The sequence below is a fragment of the Zobellella maritima genome (assembly GCF_003075035.1).
GTDB classification, from domain to species: Bacteria; Pseudomonadota; Gammaproteobacteria; order Enterobacterales; family Aeromonadaceae; genus Oceanimonas; species Oceanimonas maritima.
The window spans coordinates 182,709-200,059 of record NZ_QCZE01000003.1; the positions used below are offsets into that span (position 1 = coordinate 182,709).

Annotated in this window: 15 protein-coding genes and 4 tRNA genes; 9 read left to right on the forward strand and 10 right to left on the reverse strand. The window is 59.4% G+C overall.

The features are described from left to right. Window positions 1–252 precede the first annotated feature (252 nt). On the reverse strand, window positions 253–1,431 hold the full coding sequence (locus DCS96_RS14835; protein ID WP_116475183.1) for an MFS transporter: 1,179 nt from the start codon (window positions 1,429–1,431) through the stop codon (window positions 253–255). 111 nt (window positions 1,432–1,542) lie between these two features. On the opposite strand from DCS96_RS14835, the gene hfq reads away from it, so the two are divergent. Beyond that, window positions 1,543–1,914, forward strand: coding sequence for an RNA chaperone Hfq (gene hfq, locus DCS96_RS14840; protein WP_116475184.1), 372 nt, complete (start codon window positions 1,543–1,545; stop codon window positions 1,912–1,914). Window positions 1,915–1,949: 35 nt separating this feature from the next. Here the strand turns inward: hfq and DCS96_RS14845 are convergent, their stop codons facing one another. Then, window positions 1,950–2,540: an HAD family hydrolase gene (locus DCS96_RS14845; protein ID WP_116475185.1), complete on the reverse strand. Its 591-nt coding sequence runs from the start codon at window positions 2,538–2,540 to the stop codon at window positions 1,950–1,952. Between the two features lie 41 nt (window positions 2,541–2,581). Then, a complete protein-coding gene (dapA, locus tag DCS96_RS14850; RefSeq protein WP_116475186.1) occupies window positions 2,582–3,454 on the reverse strand; it encodes a 4-hydroxy-tetrahydrodipicolinate synthase in 873 nt (290 codons plus the stop codon). Between the two features lie 290 nt (window positions 3,455–3,744). Here dapA and rsmC point away from each other — a divergent pair, with 290 nt between their 5' ends. The 4 genes from rsmC to DCS96_RS14870 all read left to right on the forward strand — a co-directional run bounded on the left by rsmC (window position 3,745) and on the right by DCS96_RS14870 (window position 5,299). Then, window positions 3,745–4,767 carry a 16S rRNA (guanine(1207)-N(2))-methyltransferase RsmC gene (gene rsmC / locus DCS96_RS14855; protein WP_116475187.1) on the forward strand — a complete coding sequence of 341 codons (1,023 nt, stop codon included), beginning with the start codon at window positions 3,745–3,747 and terminating at the stop codon, window positions 4,765–4,767. A gap of 131 nt (window positions 4,768–4,898) precedes the next feature. Then, window positions 4,899–4,984: transfer RNA gene (locus DCS96_RS14860), tRNA-Leu, on the forward strand. Window positions 4,985–5,055: 71 nt separating this feature from the next. Beyond that, window positions 5,056–5,141: transfer RNA gene (locus tag DCS96_RS14865), tRNA-Leu, on the forward strand. A gap of 72 nt (window positions 5,142–5,213) precedes the next feature. Then, window positions 5,214–5,299, forward strand: a tRNA-Leu gene (locus DCS96_RS14870). A 90-nt stretch (window positions 5,300–5,389) separates the two neighbouring features. Here the strand turns inward: DCS96_RS14870 and DCS96_RS14875 are convergent. The 3 genes from DCS96_RS14875 to DCS96_RS14885 all read right to left on the reverse strand — a co-directional run bounded on the left by DCS96_RS14875 (window position 5,390) and on the right by DCS96_RS14885 (window position 7,153). After that, window positions 5,390–5,584 (reverse strand): hypothetical protein, encoded by a 195-nt coding sequence (locus tag DCS96_RS14875; RefSeq protein WP_157953642.1) that lies wholly within the window; start codon window positions 5,582–5,584, stop codon window positions 5,390–5,392. 56 nt (window positions 5,585–5,640) lie between these two features. Next, a complete protein-coding gene (gene rlmD / locus DCS96_RS14880; RefSeq protein ID WP_116475189.1) occupies window positions 5,641–6,993 on the reverse strand; it encodes a 23S rRNA (uracil(1939)-C(5))-methyltransferase RlmD in 1,353 nt (450 codons plus the stop codon). A 75-nt stretch (window positions 6,994–7,068) separates the two neighbouring features. Then, window positions 7,069–7,153, reverse strand: a tRNA-Leu gene (locus DCS96_RS14885). 182 nt (window positions 7,154–7,335) lie between these two features. Here DCS96_RS14885 and DCS96_RS14890 point away from each other — a divergent pair. After that, window positions 7,336–7,830: an RDD family protein gene (locus DCS96_RS14890; protein WP_116475190.1), complete on the forward strand. Its 495-nt coding sequence runs from the start codon at window positions 7,336–7,338 to the stop codon at window positions 7,828–7,830. Window positions 7,831–7,911: 81 nt separating this feature from the next. On the opposite strand, the gene lptG is transcribed toward DCS96_RS14890, so the two are convergent. Together lptG and lptF are read right to left on the reverse strand one after the other, a co-directional pair. After that, window positions 7,912–8,982: an LPS export ABC transporter permease LptG gene (gene lptG / locus DCS96_RS14895; RefSeq protein WP_116475191.1), complete on the reverse strand. Its 1,071-nt coding sequence runs from the start codon at window positions 8,980–8,982 to the stop codon at window positions 7,912–7,914. Further along, a complete protein-coding gene (gene lptF / locus DCS96_RS14900; protein WP_232818287.1) occupies window positions 8,982–10,091 on the reverse strand; it encodes an LPS export ABC transporter permease LptF in 1,110 nt (369 codons plus the stop codon). The genes lptG and lptF overlap by 1 nt, the downstream gene beginning before the upstream one ends. Window positions 10,092–10,253: 162 nt before the next feature. Here lptF and pepA point away from each other — a divergent pair, with 162 nt between their 5' ends. Genes pepA through DCS96_RS14915 form a run of 3 tightly spaced genes read left to right on the forward strand, consistent with a single transcriptional unit; the run spans window position 10,254 to window position 15,080 of the window. After that, the gene (pepA, locus tag DCS96_RS14905) at window positions 10,254–11,765 is read left to right on the forward strand and encodes a leucyl aminopeptidase (protein ID WP_116475193.1); all 1,512 of its coding nucleotides are present in this window, start codon (window positions 10,254–10,256) and stop codon (window positions 11,763–11,765) included. Between the two features lie 2 nt (window positions 11,766–11,767). Beyond that, on the forward strand, window positions 11,768–12,220 hold the full coding sequence (locus DCS96_RS14910) for a DNA polymerase III subunit chi (RefSeq protein ID WP_116475194.1): 453 nt from the start codon (window positions 11,768–11,770) through the stop codon (window positions 12,218–12,220). 4 nt (window positions 12,221–12,224) lie between these two features. Beyond that, window positions 12,225–15,080 (forward strand): valine--tRNA ligase, encoded by a 2,856-nt coding sequence (locus DCS96_RS14915; protein WP_116475195.1) that lies wholly within the window; start codon window positions 12,225–12,227, stop codon window positions 15,078–15,080. Between the two features lie 436 nt (window positions 15,081–15,516). On the opposite strand, the gene DCS96_RS14920 is transcribed toward DCS96_RS14915, so the two are convergent. Further along, a complete protein-coding gene (locus tag DCS96_RS14920; RefSeq protein WP_116475196.1) occupies window positions 15,517–16,149 on the reverse strand; it encodes a glutaredoxin family protein in 633 nt (210 codons plus the stop codon). 137 nt (window positions 16,150–16,286) lie between these two features. Then, a complete protein-coding gene (locus DCS96_RS14925; protein ID WP_116475197.1) occupies window positions 16,287–17,141 on the reverse strand; it encodes a GNAT family N-acetyltransferase in 855 nt (284 codons plus the stop codon). Between the last annotated feature and the right edge of the window lie 210 nt (window positions 17,142–17,351).

Here is a 17,351-nt window from a genome sequence, read left to right on the forward strand (position 1 = left end):
GTGTTCCGTTGCTGCGCATAAATGACGCTGAGGCTGTGCCGCTTCGTGGCAAGACGCGCACCACGCAGTTTGGTGGGCCCAAATCAGTGGTAAGCAACGCCGCAGCACAGCCTCAGCCCTTCGGGTCATGGCCCAACAGGGCACGCTCTGCGTTAGCAGCCGCACCCATAGGCCCACTATGCGTTGCGCCTGCTGCCTTGATCGTGCCCTGTTGGGGCGGCGACGACATCATGAGCAATATCGGAACACACCCTAGAGGGTGTCCCGGCCGACCGCGACCCGGGACAGCAGCTTCAGCCCCAGCGCACCCAGCATAATACACAACCCCAGACTAAAGGCGGTGTGTACCCCGCCAAACACCAGTCCTGCCGATATCAGGCTGGCAAACAGCATCTGCAGGGCACCGGACAGGGCGGCAGCGGCCCCCGCCAGCTCACGGTAAGGCTCCAGCAGGCGGCTCATGGCATTGGGGAAGGCCATACCGTTGCCCAGCGCCTGAATAAAGATACCGGCGATCATCCAGTGAGGCGCCAGGGGCATCAAGAGCACCCATAATCCGGCGCTCATCTGGATAAAGGGGCTGAAACGCAGTATATCGACCGCATCCACCCTATGCTGGATCCGGTTGTTGATCAGCCCTCCCAACAATAGCCCCGAAGCAGGCAACAGGGCCCAGCTGCCATATTCAGCGGCGGTCATGCCTATCTGGGTCTGCATCACATAAGGCAGCACAGAGATTGACAACATCATCAGCGAGAACTGTCCCCACAACATGCCCCCATGGCCGATAAAATGCCGGTCTCCCAGCAGACGCCGATAGTTGGCGAGGATATGGCGTACCCGGAGCGACTGGCCATCGCCCCGACGGGTTTCTCTGAAGCCTCTCAGCAACAGTAGCCAGGTCAACAGCAGGTACAACATCATGGCCATGAAGACACTGTGCCATCCCAAATGGTGCCCTATCACCCCGCCCACGGCCGGGGCAATAATGGGGGTAAAAGCCGCGGCCATGGCGATAAAAGACAATGCATTACGCAGCCCGGCCCCCTCAAACCTGTCCCTCAGCATGGCTCGCGACACCACGGCGCCACAGCCCGCTCCGAGCCCCTGCAGAAAGCGCCCCAAAAGCAACCATCCGAAAGAAACGCCAGGGATCAGGCACAATCCGACCCCCAGCAGGGCAATCGCCAGACCGGCCAGCAGCACCGGTCGTCGTCCCCGGGCATCGCTGAGGGGACCATAGAGCAACTGTACCGGACCAAAGGCAAACAAATAGAGGGAAATCAACCACTGTACCCGCTCCGGCTGCTCATTCAGCGCCGCGCTGATGGCAGGCAATACCGGAAACAGCAGGCCAACGCTGAGCTGTCCTATACTGACTATTAAACAGGCCAGGACAATAGTGCCGGTCTGCTGCTCGGATGTCGTCACGCCGTCTCCTTAAAGGCTCAGGGGTTGCCGGATTTATTTGAGCTTTACTTTGACAAGCTGGGCATTCATTAAGCACAATCAAGGTTGAAAAATAACAACAGGACTGCCTACATGACTGCCCAATCTTCAAATCCCCAATCGCTGCAACAAGCCTTTTCTTTGGGTAATGGACAGGACGCGGCACTGAATTGGTTGCGCAAGAATCAGACTCATTGCGCCATATTCCTGACAAATGGCATCAAGCTGGAAGGGATGATCAGTGCCTTTGACCAATATAGTATCTTACTGTCGGACCCCAGAGGTCAGCAGCAGTTAATCTACAAGGCCAAGATATCAACCATATCTCCGGCCACCCGCCGCCCCCCCCGCACCGGTGTGATCATCAACAAACCGAGGCGTCCGCGCTACGAAAACCACCATGATCACTCCAATCACCATGGGCACTCCGGAAATTCGGATGGCGACCAGGATGATCAGGGCTAGCGCAGGCTCGTCCGGAAGAGGGCACCTGGGTGCCCTCACTCCACATCAAACCTGGGCTCACCGTCCACCACCATCACACATGCCATACCTGCGGCCCGGGCCGCCTGCCGACCGATAGGCGTATCTTCAAACACCAGACAGCGTTCCGGCGCTACGCCCAGCAACTCGGCCGCCAGCAAGTAGGTATCGGGATTGGGCTTGTGCAAGCTCACCTCATCGGCGCTCACCACCACTGGAAAATACCGGCTCAGGCCGGTATTTTCCAGCACCCGCTCCGCATTGACCCGGGCAGAACCGGTGCCGATGGCCATCGGCAGTGTCCCCACCCATTGCCGCAGCAAAGCGAGCATGGCGGGAAATGCCCTGGCACTGAGCAACTGATTCTGATAGTAGCCATTCTTGACCCGGGCAACCAGGTCACCATCCAGGCTGATATTCTGCTGCTCGGCGATCAAGCGGGCTATCTTGCGGCTGGGTACACCACCCAGTGCGTAGATCCAGTCCGCATCATAGTGAAAGCCAAATTCCCCGGCGGCCCGCTCCCAGGCCGACAGGTGCAAGGGCATGGTATCGACCAGGGTGCCATCCAGGTCAAAAATCAGGCCATCAAACTGCGCTAGATTCATTGCTTTTACCATTTGTCATGGCCGCAGGTGCGGCCATGGGCTTAAATCAGATCGAGCTGTTCCATCACCTGGCGAATACGGGCCTTGGTGCTGTCTTGTAACTCAAGGATAGGTACACGGCAGGCGTCGCTGGCCAGACCCAGCAAGGACAAGCCATATTTGGCACCGGCCGGGTTCGGCTCGGCAAACATTGCCTGATGCAGGGGCAGCAACCTGTCCTGCAGCTCGCGAGCCTGCTCCCACTTGCCGGCCAGCGTCAGCTCCTGCAGCTGGGCGCACAGCTTGGGTGCCACATTGGCGGTTACCGAAATACAGCCCACCCCACCGGCCACATTGTAGGACACGGCGGTACCGTCTTCACCGGACAGCCAGGAGAAGGACTTGCCAATCAATTGCCGTTCGGCCCAGGGACGAGCCAGATCACCGGTGGCATCCTTGACACCGGCAATGCGCGGCAGCTCAGCAATACGCGCCATGGTTGCCGGACTGATATCGACAACCGCACGGGGCGGGATATTATAGACGATGATCGGCAGTTCGGTGGCGTCGTGCAGCATCTTGAAGTGGGCATACAGGCCTTCCTGGCTGGGCTTGTTGTAATAACCGGCCACATGCAGGGTCGCATCGGCGCCCACCTGCTGAGCATAACGGCTGTACTCGATGGCCTCGACCGGGTTGTTCGAACCGGCGCCGGCAATCACCGGCACCCGTCCTGCGGTTTGCTCGGCCACGACTTCGATCACCCGGCAATGCTCATCATGGCTCAGGGTAGGGCTCTCTCCCGTGGTCCCCACCGGCACTATGCCGTGGGTACCTTGCTCGATATGCCAGTCAACCAGGCGGCGCAGCGCCGCCTCATCCACCCGGGCACCGTCAAATGGGGTGACTAGGGCAACTATAGAACCGCGAAACATGGAAACTCCTTCTCCTGGCTAGAGGATGAAAAAATGGCGATTAAAAAACCCCGGTCGCTGCTGCGTAACCGGGGTTCGAGAATATCTCGTGTCAACTAGAGCGGGGGCCGGTCACGCAATACAGAATACCGCTTTTCGTTTAAGCGGTTTCACCGGTTTGCGTTTGGCGATAAAAATCATGACTTGCCCCAGAAAGATCTTGAAGTGCATCTTTTGCTAATGACTGGCAAATGTCAAGGACTGCAACAGCATGTATAATGGCCAATTGCTTTTTGACTCCGGAGCCCGACATGTTTCAGGCCTTGACCTCGGTCGGCGAAATGCTGACCCGCAACTTTGACACCCTGTGCCGGCCCGGCCTGCTGATCTGCGGGCAACTGGAAGACAGCCTGCCGCTGGCCATGGCCGATGCAGGGCCGACGCCACGGGTGTTCAGCACCGATTACCGCTATGCGCAGTGGCTCCAAAGCCAGAACTATCAACCACTTGAATTTGGTTCTACCCCCACGGGCGGAACCTTTGACGCCATCCTGCTGTTGATGCCCAAGGCCAAGGCCGAAGCAGAATATCTGCTGGCTGCCTGCCTTCCCCTGCTCGCCGAAGGCGGCCATATCTATATCGCCGGCGACAATAAGGGCGGCGTCAAGTCGGCCCCCAAGCTGCTGGCGCCTTACTGTGACCAGGTAAACAAGCTGGACAGTGCCCGCCGGGCCAGCCTGTATCATGGCATTCTGAACCACCCAGTGGCCCCCTTCCTGCAGGCCGACTGGCTGAAAAACTATGATTTCCCACGAGAAAAATTGCAGATTTGTACCCTGCCGGGGGTATTCAGCGCCGAACACCTGGATCCGGGCTCCAGCCTGCTGCTGCAAACCCTGGGTCCACTCCGGGGGAGAATTCTCGATTTTGGCTGCGGGGCCGGGGTGATCGGCGCCAGCCTGCTCAAACGCCAGCCGGAACTCGAGCTGGAGATGATAGATATCAATGCCCTGGCGTTGGAGGCCAGCCGTCTGACCCTGGCGCACAATGGCCTGAATGCCCGGGTATATGCCTCCAACGGTTTGAACCAGGTGAACGGAAAGTTTGACCAGATCATCACAAACCCTCCCTTCCACGCGGGTTTGAAAACCTTTTACAGCACCACGGAAGAGCTGCTGCACGGAGCCGTCCATTACCTGAAACCCGGCGGCCGACTCACCCTGGTGGCCAATGCCTTCCTGCCCTACCCCGATCTGATCCAGGCCAGCTTCGGCAACTGTGAGACGCTGGCGGCCACCGGCAAATTTAAAATCTATCAGGCGACCAAGGGCTAGGGTGCGGGCATTTTAACTACTATTGAGGGTTTCCTGAGCAAACAGCGCAAAATGCCGTTTTTTTTGCTTTTTCTCGGGAGTCCCGTATTGACGACCGAAAAAAATCCTATAGAATTCGCAGTCCTTGGCAGGCGAGGGTGGCGGAATTGGTAGACGCGCTAGCTTCAGGTGTTAGTGTCCTATGGACGTGGGGGTTCAAGTCCCCCCCTTCGCACCAAATAACCGGATAACCGGTTGGCCAGGAAAACGATGACGGCCTCATCTTAAACAGCCGGACAATATGAGTATGCGAGGGTGGCGGAATTGGTAGACGCGCTAGCTTCAGGTGTTAGTGTCCTATGGACGTGGGGGTTCAAGTCCCCCCCTTCGCACCAGACTCCTCGAGTCTGACAGATACTCAAAACCACGATGATGGTCTCATCTAAAACAGCCGGACAATCAGGTATGCGAGGGTGGCGGAATTGGTAGACGCGCTAGCTTCAGGTGTTAGTGTCCTATGGACGTGGGGGTTCAAGTCCCCCCCTTCGCACCACGATTGTAAAATTCCTTTCATATTATTCAGAACTACTCCCTGCTTTTACCTTTGAACAAGCCGTTCGCTGTCAGTCTGTTCATTACAGCCTTATACCATCAGAAACCCCAGAACTAGACCGGCTATGCTCCCGAGTGGCAGCCAGCACCAATGCCGGCGCAACGAAGGCATCACCAGCAATATCGCAAACAGGGCAAAGCCCGCGCTAAGCCACAGGGGCAGGGCCGTGCCCGGCACCCACCACACCGACATCAACCAGCCCAATATCAAAATCACGACCATCATCAGCCTCCCCCGAAAGATACCAATGATAATAGTTATCATTTAAATAATTGCAAGGTTTATTGCACCGCGCATCTGTTCCAGGTCAGCAAGGCCACGGTTTCCACATGCATGGTATGGGGGAACATATCCACCGGTGTAGCCTGCTCCAGTGTGAAACCATGCTTGCACAGCCAGGCCAGATCCCGAACCAGGCTTTTAGGGTTGCAGGACACATACACCAGCCGTTGGGGCTGCATCTTCACCAGTGTCTCCAGCAAAGGCTGCTCACAGCCCTTGCGGGGCGGATCCACCACCACGACCTCAGCCTTGATGCCGGCCTGATACAGTTCGGGCACTTTCTGCTCCGCCGCCCCCACATGAAACACCGCATTATCTATGCCGTTAAGCTCGGCGTTGGCACGGGCATCGGCTATCGCCTCGGGCACTATCTCTATACCGTGAACGGTTTTGGCAAACCGCGCCAGAAACAGGGCTATGGTGCCGATGCCGCAATAGAGATCAAATACCACCTCATGGCCCTGCAAACCCGCCAGCCGCACCACCTCCCGGTACAGCACCTCGGTCTGTCGTGGGTTTATCTGGTAAAAAGACAACGGAGAAATGGCAAATCGGAGCCCATCCAGGCTGTCCTCGATCACCGGCTTGCCCAGCAGCATCCGGCTTTCCGGACCCAGGATGCGGTTCCCCCGGGAAGGGTTGATATTCAGGATCAGGCTGGCCAGCCCCGGTACCGGGGCAAGCTTGTTCACCAGCTGTGCCAGCACGTCCTCCGAAGGGGACTCCGCGACCACCAGCACCACCATCAACTCGCCACTGTGCACGCCATTGCGCATCATCAGGTGGCGGATCAAACCGGCATGCAGCGTCTCGTCATAGGCGGATACGGCCCGGTCTTGCATCCAGTCCCTGATCCTGGCCACCACCTCACCGGTCACCGGTTCCTGCACCCGGCAGTGATCCGCCTCCACCAGCCGATGACTGTGCTTGGCATAAAAGCCGATGCGAGGGCCGGGCTGTACCGCATACTGAGCCTTGTTACGGTAATGATAAGGGTCGGCCATGGCCAGGGTTTCTGCCACCTCGCAGCTCAGCCCCTGCCCGCTCAGAGCGTCTACCAGCAACTGCCGTTTCAGCACCCGCTGCGCCTCGTCGCTCATCACCCGCAACTGACAGCCGCCACAGGCGGTATAGGCGCAGAAGTCCTCGCGCCGCCCCGCCGTGGCCTGCTCTACTCGTACCAGGGTGCCCTGGCAGTAGCTGGGCTGCACTGTGGTCAGCCGTACCTGCACCCGCTCACCGGGCAAGGCATGCTCCACATAGAGCGGGCGCCCCTCCAGGCTGGCGATACCATCGCCTTTATCGGTGAGGCTATGAACTGATACGGATACGAGCTGGCCGGGCTTAACCATAGGATACTCTGCAGGAAAGGAGCTGTTTGTCAGCTTGGCAAAAACAAAAAAACCCAGCCGATGCTGGGTTTTAAGTGGTAGCAGTGGGCGGACTCGAACCGCCACGCCCGAAGGCAAGTGATTTTGAATCACTCATGTCTACCGATTTCATCACACTGCCACTGGTAGGCCTACCTTCGGTAGGCGGTTTGCATTATACGTATCCACTTATAGCTCGCAAGCTTATTTTGCGCAGGTCGGCCCAATTGCACACTTATTGCCCGCTCGGAAACTGGCAAGCCCTGGCTCCCTTCCTGGCCGAGTTTTGCTAGAATGCCGGCAAACATCGAGGGGAATAACGGAATGAAGGGTGCAGCTTTTGCCGGCCTGCCCAGGGCTGGCGTGATACGTCGCCTGGGGTCCTGGCTTTATGATTTTCTGGTGGTGGTGGCCTTGCTGATGGTGGCCGGCTTTATCGGCTACGGTCTGGTGCAATTGGCGCTGGCCCTGAGCTGGATCGACCTGGGGCCGCACGCGGATGCCGCCGCTTTGCTGGGCGCCAGCCCCCTGTATAGCCTGTATCTGGGTTCCATCATCATCGGCTTTTACGGCTGGTTCTGGCACACCAGCGGTCAGACCATCGGCATGCGTGCCTGGCGACTGAGGGTGCAAAACACGGACGGCAGCCGCCTGAGCATATCCCAGGCCCTGGTTCGGGCCGTGACCGCGCTGCTCGGCCTGGGCAACTTCTGGGTCTGGCTTAATCCCGGCACCAAATTAGCACTGCAAGACAAGCTGGCTGGCTGCGAGATGGTAGTGCTGACCAAGGAACAAAACCGCCAGCTATTGGAAAAATAGCGGCTGGGGACTGGGGACTGAGGATTGGGGATTGGGGATTGGGGATATTGAAACCGAGTTTCTGATCCCCAATCCCGGCTTTCAAGCCCGGCGATTGAGCATATAGAGCGCAATCACGATAAACATCAGGCTGGGGCCCAGCGCCCCGATCACCGGCGGCACCGAATACACCAGGCTGATGGGGCCGAACACCTCGTTCGATACATAGAAGCCAAAACCGAACAGTATGCCCATTAGCAGGCGGGCACCCATGCTGACGCTGCGCAGGGCACCAAATACAAACGAAGAAGCCAGCAGCATCATGGCGATCACCATCACTGGCTGCAGTGCCTTGCGCCAGAACTCCAGTGCATAACGGCTGCTGTCCTGCCGGTTGTCCTCCAGATAGCCCTTGTACTCCCACAGGCCGCGCATTGATAGTTCATCCGGGTCTATCGCCACGACTCCCAACTTTTCCGGCGTCAACCCGGAGCGCCAGGCCCGACGCTCAAAACTTTCTGTGGTAATCGCGACCCCATGGTTGAACAGGGTGTCGGTCACCTCGCTCAATTGCCACGCATCCTGCCGATAGCTGGCCTCGCGAGCCTGGGTTATGCGGGTCAGCTTCATCTGCCCGTCAAAGTAATAGAGGGTCAGTCCCTGCAGTGAGCCATCCCGCCTGGCCTGGGAAATGTTGACAAAGGCATCCCCATCCTTGGCCCAAACCCCATACACCGACAGCACCACCTGACCACCGGAGCGACTCTGGGTACGCAGATCATCGGCCGCCAGCTTGGTGGTCGGCGCCACATACTCCCCCACCAGCATCACCACCAGCATCAGCGGCAGGGCCGTTTTCAGCACGCTCACCACAATATTGAGGCGGGAACGTCCCGCCGCCTGCATCACCACCAGCTCACTAGAGCCGGCCAGCTGGCCGAGACCGATCAAGCCGCCCAGCAGTGCTGCTATGGGGAAAAACAGCACGATTTCCTTGGGCATGGACAGGATCACATAATAAAAAGCCTGCAACAGGCCATAGCTGCCCTCGCCCACACTCCTGAGCTGCTCCACATAGCGGATGATTGCCGACAGGCCCACCAACACCAGCTCACACAACAACATGGACATCAGCACGGTACGGCCGACATAACGATCGAAAATACTGAACATCAGGCCGCCTTGCTCCGTCTGAAGTTTTCACGCGCCCGGTTCCACCAGGCTGTTTCCAGCACATTCAGCGGCAGCGCCACCAGCAACAGGAAACCCAATGGTACTATATAGAGACCGGGAGTGGCGGGTAGGGTGCCACCATTGAGCGCCGAGCGCGACGCGCTCTGCAGCAAGAAGTAGGCCAGATATAGCATGATTGCCGGCAACAGTTTGGCGTAGCGGCCCTGCCGCGGGTTGACCACCGACAGGGGCACCACTATCAGGGTCAGCACCAGCATCGACAACGGCAGTACTAGCCGCCACTGCAATTCTGTTTTATCGTTGAGCTGCTCGGAATGCCATAACGCCAGGCTGGGGGTAGCCGATTCTTTCTGCTCCGAGGCCTCGACTTCGGCGGCGCGGATAAAGGCGCTGTATTCCCGGAAGTCCGCCACCTCGAAGGCACGGGTGCCGGGCTCGCCACCATACCGACGACCCTGATCCAGGGTCAGCCACTGACCATCATCCCGCTCGTTGAGCCGCCCGGCCTCAGCCACCACCACCGCCGGCATCTGCTGCCCCTGGCCCCGCTGGGCCACAAAGATATGGTTCAGCTGGCCGGCGCCGCCGTTTTTCTCCACCTCTTCCACGTAGGCGACGATGCGCCCTCCGTCCAGGCTCATAAAGCGGGCCTCGCGCAGTACCGCAAAGCCGGGATCCGCCTGCACCTGATCCCGCAGCTGGTAGATTTGCCCCTTGGCCCAGGGGTTCAGCCACAGGGAGTTCCCCAGGGCCACGCAACACCAGAACAGGGCCAATATCATGGTCGCCTTCATCACCTTGCCCGGCCCCATGCCGACAGCGCGCATCACCGTCATTTCACTTTCGGCATACAGGCGACCATGGGCGAACAACACCCCGATAAACAGACTGACCGGCAACATGATGGTAGCCATCTCGGGCATGTTGAGCAGCAGCAGCCTGGCTACCAGAGCAGCGGGTATCTTGCCGCTGGCGGCCTCTCCCAGCACCTGGATAAAATTCTGGCTGATAAAGATCAGCAGCAAGACGAACAGTACGGCCAGCTGAGTCTTCAGGGTTTCGCGAAACAAATAGCGGAATGCAATCACCGTTAATCCCAGTGTAAACTTGTCTTTTTTAATGGAAACGCTTAAGAATATGCGTAAAATCACTATTTTCGCATGTTTAATAAGCGAAGATCGGCGCCTTTACCGATGGGTCCATATTATCGTTCATCTGGCGCCTATTGTCTTCAAGCCGTAGGAGAATCCATGGAGTTCAGTGTTAAAAGTGGCAGCCCCGAAAAACAACGCAGTGCCTGTATTGTGGTCGGCGTGTTTGAACCCCGCCGCCTGTCTCCCGTTGCCGAACAACTGGATAAAATCAGTGATGGCTACCTGAGTTCCCTTCTGCGCCGCGGCGATCTGGAAGGCAAGGCCGGGCAGACCCTGTTGCTGCATCAGGTACCAGGGGTACTCGGCGAGCGTGTGCTGCTGGTCGGCTGCGGCAAGGAACGGGAGCTGGACGAACGCCAATACAAGCAGATCATCACCAAGACCATCAATACCCTGAACGAAACCGGCTCAATGGAGGCAGTGTGCTTCTTAACCGAGCTGCACGTCAAGGGGCGGGATACCTACTGGAAGGTGCGTCAGGCAATAGAAACCACCAAATCCAGCCTGTATACCTTTGATCAGTTCAAGACCAACAAGGCCGAACCGCGCCGTCCGTTGCGCAAGCTGGTATTCAATGTTCCGACACGGCGGGAGCTGACTATCGGCGAACGCGCCATCCAGCATGGCCTGGCGGTAGCCAAGGGGGTACGCGTCTGTCGCGATGTGGCCAATATGCCACCCAATGTCTGCAACCCTGCCTACCTGGCCTCCCAGGCCCGGCAGCTGGCTGATGCCTACGACAACATCAGCACCCGGGTGATCGGCGAGCAGGAAATGGCCGAGCTGGGCATGAACGCCTACCTGGCAGTGGCTCGCGGTTCCCACAACGAAGCCATGATGTCGATCATCGAATACAAGGGCAACCCCGAAGCCTCGGCCCGTCCCATCGCCCTGGTCGGCAAGGGCCTGACCTTCGACGCCGGCGGTATTTCAATCAAGCCCGCCGAAGGCATGGACGAAATGAAATATGACATGGGTGGTGCCGCCTCGGTGCTCGGCACCATGCATGCCCTGGCCGAGCTGCAGTTGCCGATCAATGTGGTGGCGGTGCTGGCCGGCTGTGAAAACATGCCCGACGGCAACGCCTACCGTCCCGGCGATATCCTCACTACCATGTCCGGCCAGACGGTGGAAGTACTCAACACCGATGCCGAAGGCCGGCTGGTGCTGTGTGATGCACTGACCTTTATGGAGCGCTTCGAGCCGGAAGCGGTGATCGACGTGGCCACCCTCACCGGGGCCTGCATTATAGCGCTGGGCCACCATACCTCGGGCCTGCTAGCCAACCACAACCCCCTTGCCCATGAGCTGCTCAACGCCTCGGAACAGGCAGGCGACCGCGCCTGGCGCCTGCCGATGAGTGACGAATATCATGAGCAGCTGGAGAGCCCGTTCGCGGATATGGCCAACATCGGCGGCCGACCGGCAGGCACCATTACCGCCGCCTGTTTCCTCAGCCGCTTTACCCGCAAATACAACTGGGCACACCTGGACATCGCCGGTACCGCCTGGAAGAGCGGCAAGGACAAGGGTGCTACCGGCCGCCCCGTGCCCCTGCTGACCCAGTTTCTGCTGAACCGGGCCGGCGTGGTCAACGTCGAAGAATGAGCATGAGCCAGGGCCGTTTTTATCTGCTGCCGGAGGCCTCGGCCACCGCGCCCGACCTGCTGGAGCAGCTGGTGTGCCAACTGGCCACCGACTGTTACCGGCAGGGGCAGGGGGTGTTTATCCACACCCGGGATAAAGCGCAGGCCGAAGCGCTGGACGAACGCTTGTGGCAACAGGAAGCCGACAGCTTCGTTGCCCACAATCTGCAGGGCGAAGGCCCCCGCCAGGGGGCTCCCGTGGTGATCGGCTGGCAGGTTCCTCAGGCTGGCCGGCCGGTACTGATCAACCTGCATCCCCTGGCGCCCGCCTTCGCCCGCCGCTTCAGCCAGCTGATCGACTTCGTTCCTCCCGAGGAGCAAGCCAAGCAATTGGCCCGTGAACGCTTTAAAGCCTATCGTCAGGCCGGTTTCCAGTTGACCACCGAGCCTGTACCACCCCAAACTGAAGACGTATAGCACAATGGAAAAAACCTTTAATCCCAACGCCATCGAGCAAGCCCTGTACCAGCAATGGGAAAGCAAGGGCTATTTCAAAGCCCATGGCGATACCAGCAAAGATCCCTACAGCATCATGATACCGCCACCCAATGTGACCGGTAGCCTGCATATGGGCCACGCCTTCCAGGATTCCATCATGGATACCCTGATCCGCTATCAGCGTATGCAGGGCAAGAATACCCTGTGGCAGGTGGGTACCGACCATGCCGGTATCGCCACCCAGATGGTGGTGGAACGCAAGATCGCCGCCGAGGAAGGCAAGAACCGCCACGATTACGGCCGCGATGCCTTTATCGACAAGATCTGGGAATGGAAGAAAGAATCCGGCGGCACCATCACCCGCCAGCTGCGCCGCATGGGCGCCTCGGTGGACTGGGAACGCGAGCGCTTCACCATGGACGAAGGCCTGTCCAATGCGGTGAAAGAAGTATTCGTGCAGCTCTATGACGATGATCTCATCTACCGAGGCAAGCGCTTGGTGAACTGGGATCCCAAGCTGCACACCGCCATCTCCGATCTGGAGGTGGAAAACCGCGAGATGAAGGGCCATATGTGGCACTTCCGCTATCCGCTGGCCGACGGCGTCAAGACCGCCGACGGCAAGGACTACCTGGTGGTGGCCACCACCCGTCCGGAAACCATGCTGGGTGACACAGCTGTGGCGGTCAACCCGGAAGATCCGCGCTACAAAGACCTGATCGGCAAGGAAATCCTCCTGCCCCTGGTCGATCGTCGTATTCCCATCGTCGGCGATGAACACGCGGATATGGAAAAGGGCACCGGCTGCGTGAAAATCACCCCGGCCCATGACTTCAACGACGCCGAGGTGGGCAAGCGCCACGCGCTTCCGCTGATCAATGTGCTGACCCTGAATGCCGAGATCCGGGCCGAAGCCGAGGTGTTCAACACCAAGGGCGAGCCGAGCACCGTCTACAGTGGCGAGCTGCCGGCCCAATTCCAGGGCCTGGACCGTTATGCCGCCCGCGATGCCATCGTCAGCGCCCTCGATGACCTGGGCCTGCTCGACGGCGTCAAGGATCACGATCTGACCGTGCCCTATGGTGACCGGGGCGGCGTGGTGATCGAGCCGATGCTGACCGACCAGTGGTATGTACGCGCCGCACCGCTGGCCGCCGTGGCCACCAAGGCGGTGGAAGACGGCGAGATCCAGTTCGTGCCCAAACAGTACGAAAACATGTATTTCTCCTGGATGCGCGATATCCAGGACTGGTGCATCTCCCGCCAGCTGTGGTGGGGCCACCGCATTCCCGCCTGGTACGATGCCGACGGCAAGGTCTATGTGGGCCGCGACGAGGCCGAGGTGCGCGCCACCCACCAGCTGGCCGACGATGTGGTGCTGAGTCAGGATGAAGACGTGCTCGATACCTGGTTCAGCTCGGCGCTGTGGACCTTCTCCACCCTGGGCTGGCCGGAAAAGACTCCGGAGCTGGCCACCTTCCATCCGTCCAGCGTGCTGGTCACCGGCTTCGACATCATCTTCTTCTGGGTGGCGCGCATGATCATGATGACCATGCACTTCATCAAGGACGAAAACGGCAAGCCGCAAGTTCCGTTCAAGACCGTCTATGTGCACGGCCTGGTACGCGACGAACAGGGCCAGAAGATGTCCAAGTCCAAGGGCAACGTACTCGACCCACTGGACATGATCGACGGCATCGGCCTGGAAGATCTGGTGCAGAAGCGCACCGGCAACATGATGCAGCCGCAGCTGGCCGAGAAGATCGCCAAGCGCACCCGCAAGGAGTTTGCCGACGGCATCGAGCCCCACGGCACCGATGCCCTGCGCTTCACCTTTATGGCGATGGCCACTACCGGCCGGGATCTGAACTGGGACATGAGCCGACTGGAAGGCTATCGCAACTTCTGCAACAAGCTGTGGAATGCCTCCCGCTATGTGCTGATGAACACCGAACAGCAGGATTGCGGGCAGGACGGCGGCGAACTGGTCTACTCCCTGGCCGATCGCTGGATCCAGGCCCAGTTGCAGGTCACCATTCGGGACGTGCGCGCCGCCCTCGACAGCTACCGCTTCGATCGCGCCGCCAACGCCCTCTACGAGTTTATCTGGAACCAGTTCTGTGACTGGTATCTGGAGCTGACCAAGCCGGTACTATGGAACGGCACCGAAGCCGAGCAACGCGGTACCCGCCAGACCCTGATCCAGGTGCTGGAAACCCTGCTGCGGCTGTCCCACCCCATCATGCCCTTTATCACCGAAGAGATCTGGCAGCGGGTCGCCCCCCTCGCCGGTCGCGGCGGCGATACCATCATGCTGGCCGCCTACCCCGAGGTGGACGAAGCCCGCATCGACGAGGTGGCGATGGCCGATCTGGAGTGGGTGAAGCGCTTTATCGTATCGATCCGCAACCTGCGTGCCGAAATGAATATTCCGCCCAGCAAGGCGCTGAATGTACTGCTGCGGGCCGCCGACGATACCGACGTGCGCCGGGCCACCGACAATCAGGCCTTCCTCAAATCGATGGCCAAACTGGAATCGCTGACCCTGCTGGCCGCCGATGAGGACGCTCCAGTGTCCACCAAGGCCTTGATCGGTGATACCGAGCTGTTGCTGCCGATGGCGGGTCTGATCGACAAGGATGCAGAGCTGGCCCGCCTGCAGAAGGAGCTGGACAAGGTGGCCGGCGAAATCAAGCGCCTGGCCGGCAAGCTGGGCAATCCCGGCTTCGCCGCCAAGGCCCCGGCCGAGGTGGTCGCCAAGGAGCAGGAAAAGCTCGACGACTACCGGGCCACCCAGGTCAAGCTGCAGCAGCAGCAGGCGCAGATCGCCAGCCTGTAAGCAGAGCCCTTACCCCTGAAACAAAGCCAGCCTGAAAAGGCTGGCTTTTTATTTGAGTCCAGGGAGACGGCTGCGCTGCCCCTGAGGCAACACAGCCGCCACCCACGACACGCCATATAAAGCTCGGACATGCCATCTGACCGCAGGGATGGCGGGAATGCCGGAACGGCAGGAGCATTTTCGGCCGCGCCATATCAGGGTCGTGAGAGTCGTTCTCTGTTGCCTCTCCTTGAACACAGAATTGCCCGAAGATAGCGCCAACAGGCAATTCCGTAGCCATCAAGGAGGACAAAGGGCTCACTCCACCGACCATCATATGACAGGGATGTCATGTGCTGAGCGTCGCAGGGAGGTGCTTGAACGTGTCGGCGGAGTGGCTCCTTTGTCCGGAATTAGTGTGACAGCCAAAAAGATCGAATGTGTAATGCGATGGGTATTATTGGCCATGCTCCTGCCGCCGCTCCGGCGACAAGGAACACTGGCCGCGATCATAATTGGGCATCACCTGCTGATGCACCCGCTTGCTCAGCTGATCGGCACCGCCTATGTAACGGCCGTCGAGCCAGATCTGCGGTACGGTCACCGGCGTCTTGGGACCTATGATGGGCTTGACCCTGGCCAGCATCTCGTAGAGGGCCCGGGGATCCTTGACCACATCATGATAGCGGTAGTCGATGCCGGCCTGTTGCAGATAGTCCTTGGCCCGTTGGCAGTGGGGACAACTTTGCTTGCCGAACAGGTGATTGCCGGAGATGGCGGCCCTGGTCGCATGGGCTTCGATCACCGCCTGCACCAGCACCCCCCGGTTAAGGGCATGGCCCTGGGCGATGACCCTGCCCCCGACCATGATGATGGGCGCATGCCAGCCACCCTTTACCAGCGGCCGCCACCACTCGCTCAGCCATTCGCGGATCTCCAGCTCGACCGGGATCCCCGCCAGTTCGGTGGCCAGGGTGTCCTGGATCACGTCCTTGGACAGGGAGCATTCCCCGCAGGGAATATTGACCTTGAACGGCCCCCAGGCCCCCGCCCATCGAAACAGCGTCACCCTGACCGTTTTGCTATCCATACTTCTGCTCCCTGTGCCACCTTGCCGCCCCGGCTTGACCGATAACCGGGTCTCTATTGGCAGTAGACCGTCCGGACCCCGGTTGATATTACAACAGGGGAAAAATAACCGGCCTTGTCCCCCCGTGATGAGCCGAGCTACCCAAGTTCGAAGCTGGTCACACCGAACAGCCGCTTGATGGAGACTGCGGGGCTCTGCCCCCTGTACATGCGGGCCGCCTCGAAGGAAACGCGCATATGGTGCCGTCGGGCCAGTGCGATCGCCGCCCCGTTTGCCGCCGGCGTATCCAGGAACAGTGGCTCCCCTTCGGGAACGCGGGACTGCAACGCCAGGAACAAGGGCTCGGCCAACTCCGCGGTATCGGCAAACAGGGGGCCTATCTTGTAGCCGCTACGACATTTGCGCACTACCCCGTAGCCCGCCAGCTTGCCGTCCTGCCGTATGCCCAGGGCTGAACTCCCGGCCTGATTAAGCCAGCACCACAGAAATTGTGGGCGAGACTCGGGAAAACACAGGGTATCGTAGGTACATATGTCGGCGAAGGACATCGACGCCAGCGGCACTATTCCCGAATGGGCGGGATATTCCCCACCACCATGCCCCTGATAGCGGACATTGCTGTACGCCAGGGTAAATCCGGATCTGTTGTAGTTGGCCTGCTGGGCGATCACCCCATCAAGCCCGATATCACGGCCTCCCAGATATGCCAGGCCGGCATTCCATATTTGTAGGCCGTAACCCAGGCCACGAAACTCGGGTTTGACAATGTAAAGACCAAGGAAGCCGAAAGAGCCCCCATATTTCACCACCGAAATCACGGCAATGGGTTTCGCCCCCAGCAGGCCGACCAGAAAGCCATGGGTGTCGGCGGCATAAAAGCAGTCGGCATCGTGCAAACCGGGATTCCATCCTTCCGCCGCCGCCCAGTCGATGGCGATATCGATTTCCGGTCGGGTCATGGTCCTGATGGTATAGGTGTTGTTCTGCGTCATGTATTCAGGGCCTCCATGCATAAGCGGCGGTGTCTGACACTGGCGGGGTCAGTGTGCCCTGCTCGCTGCCTTTAACTCTAGCAGCCGTCCGGGCTGGCAGTCGGACCGCCAAGATGTTCAACAGCCGACGTCGTCCAGCTCCCCGAGTAATGGTCGACAGCATGACTTGTCGGGGGCCCGGAGATTTATGCCATTCTTAAGGGTAGCCAC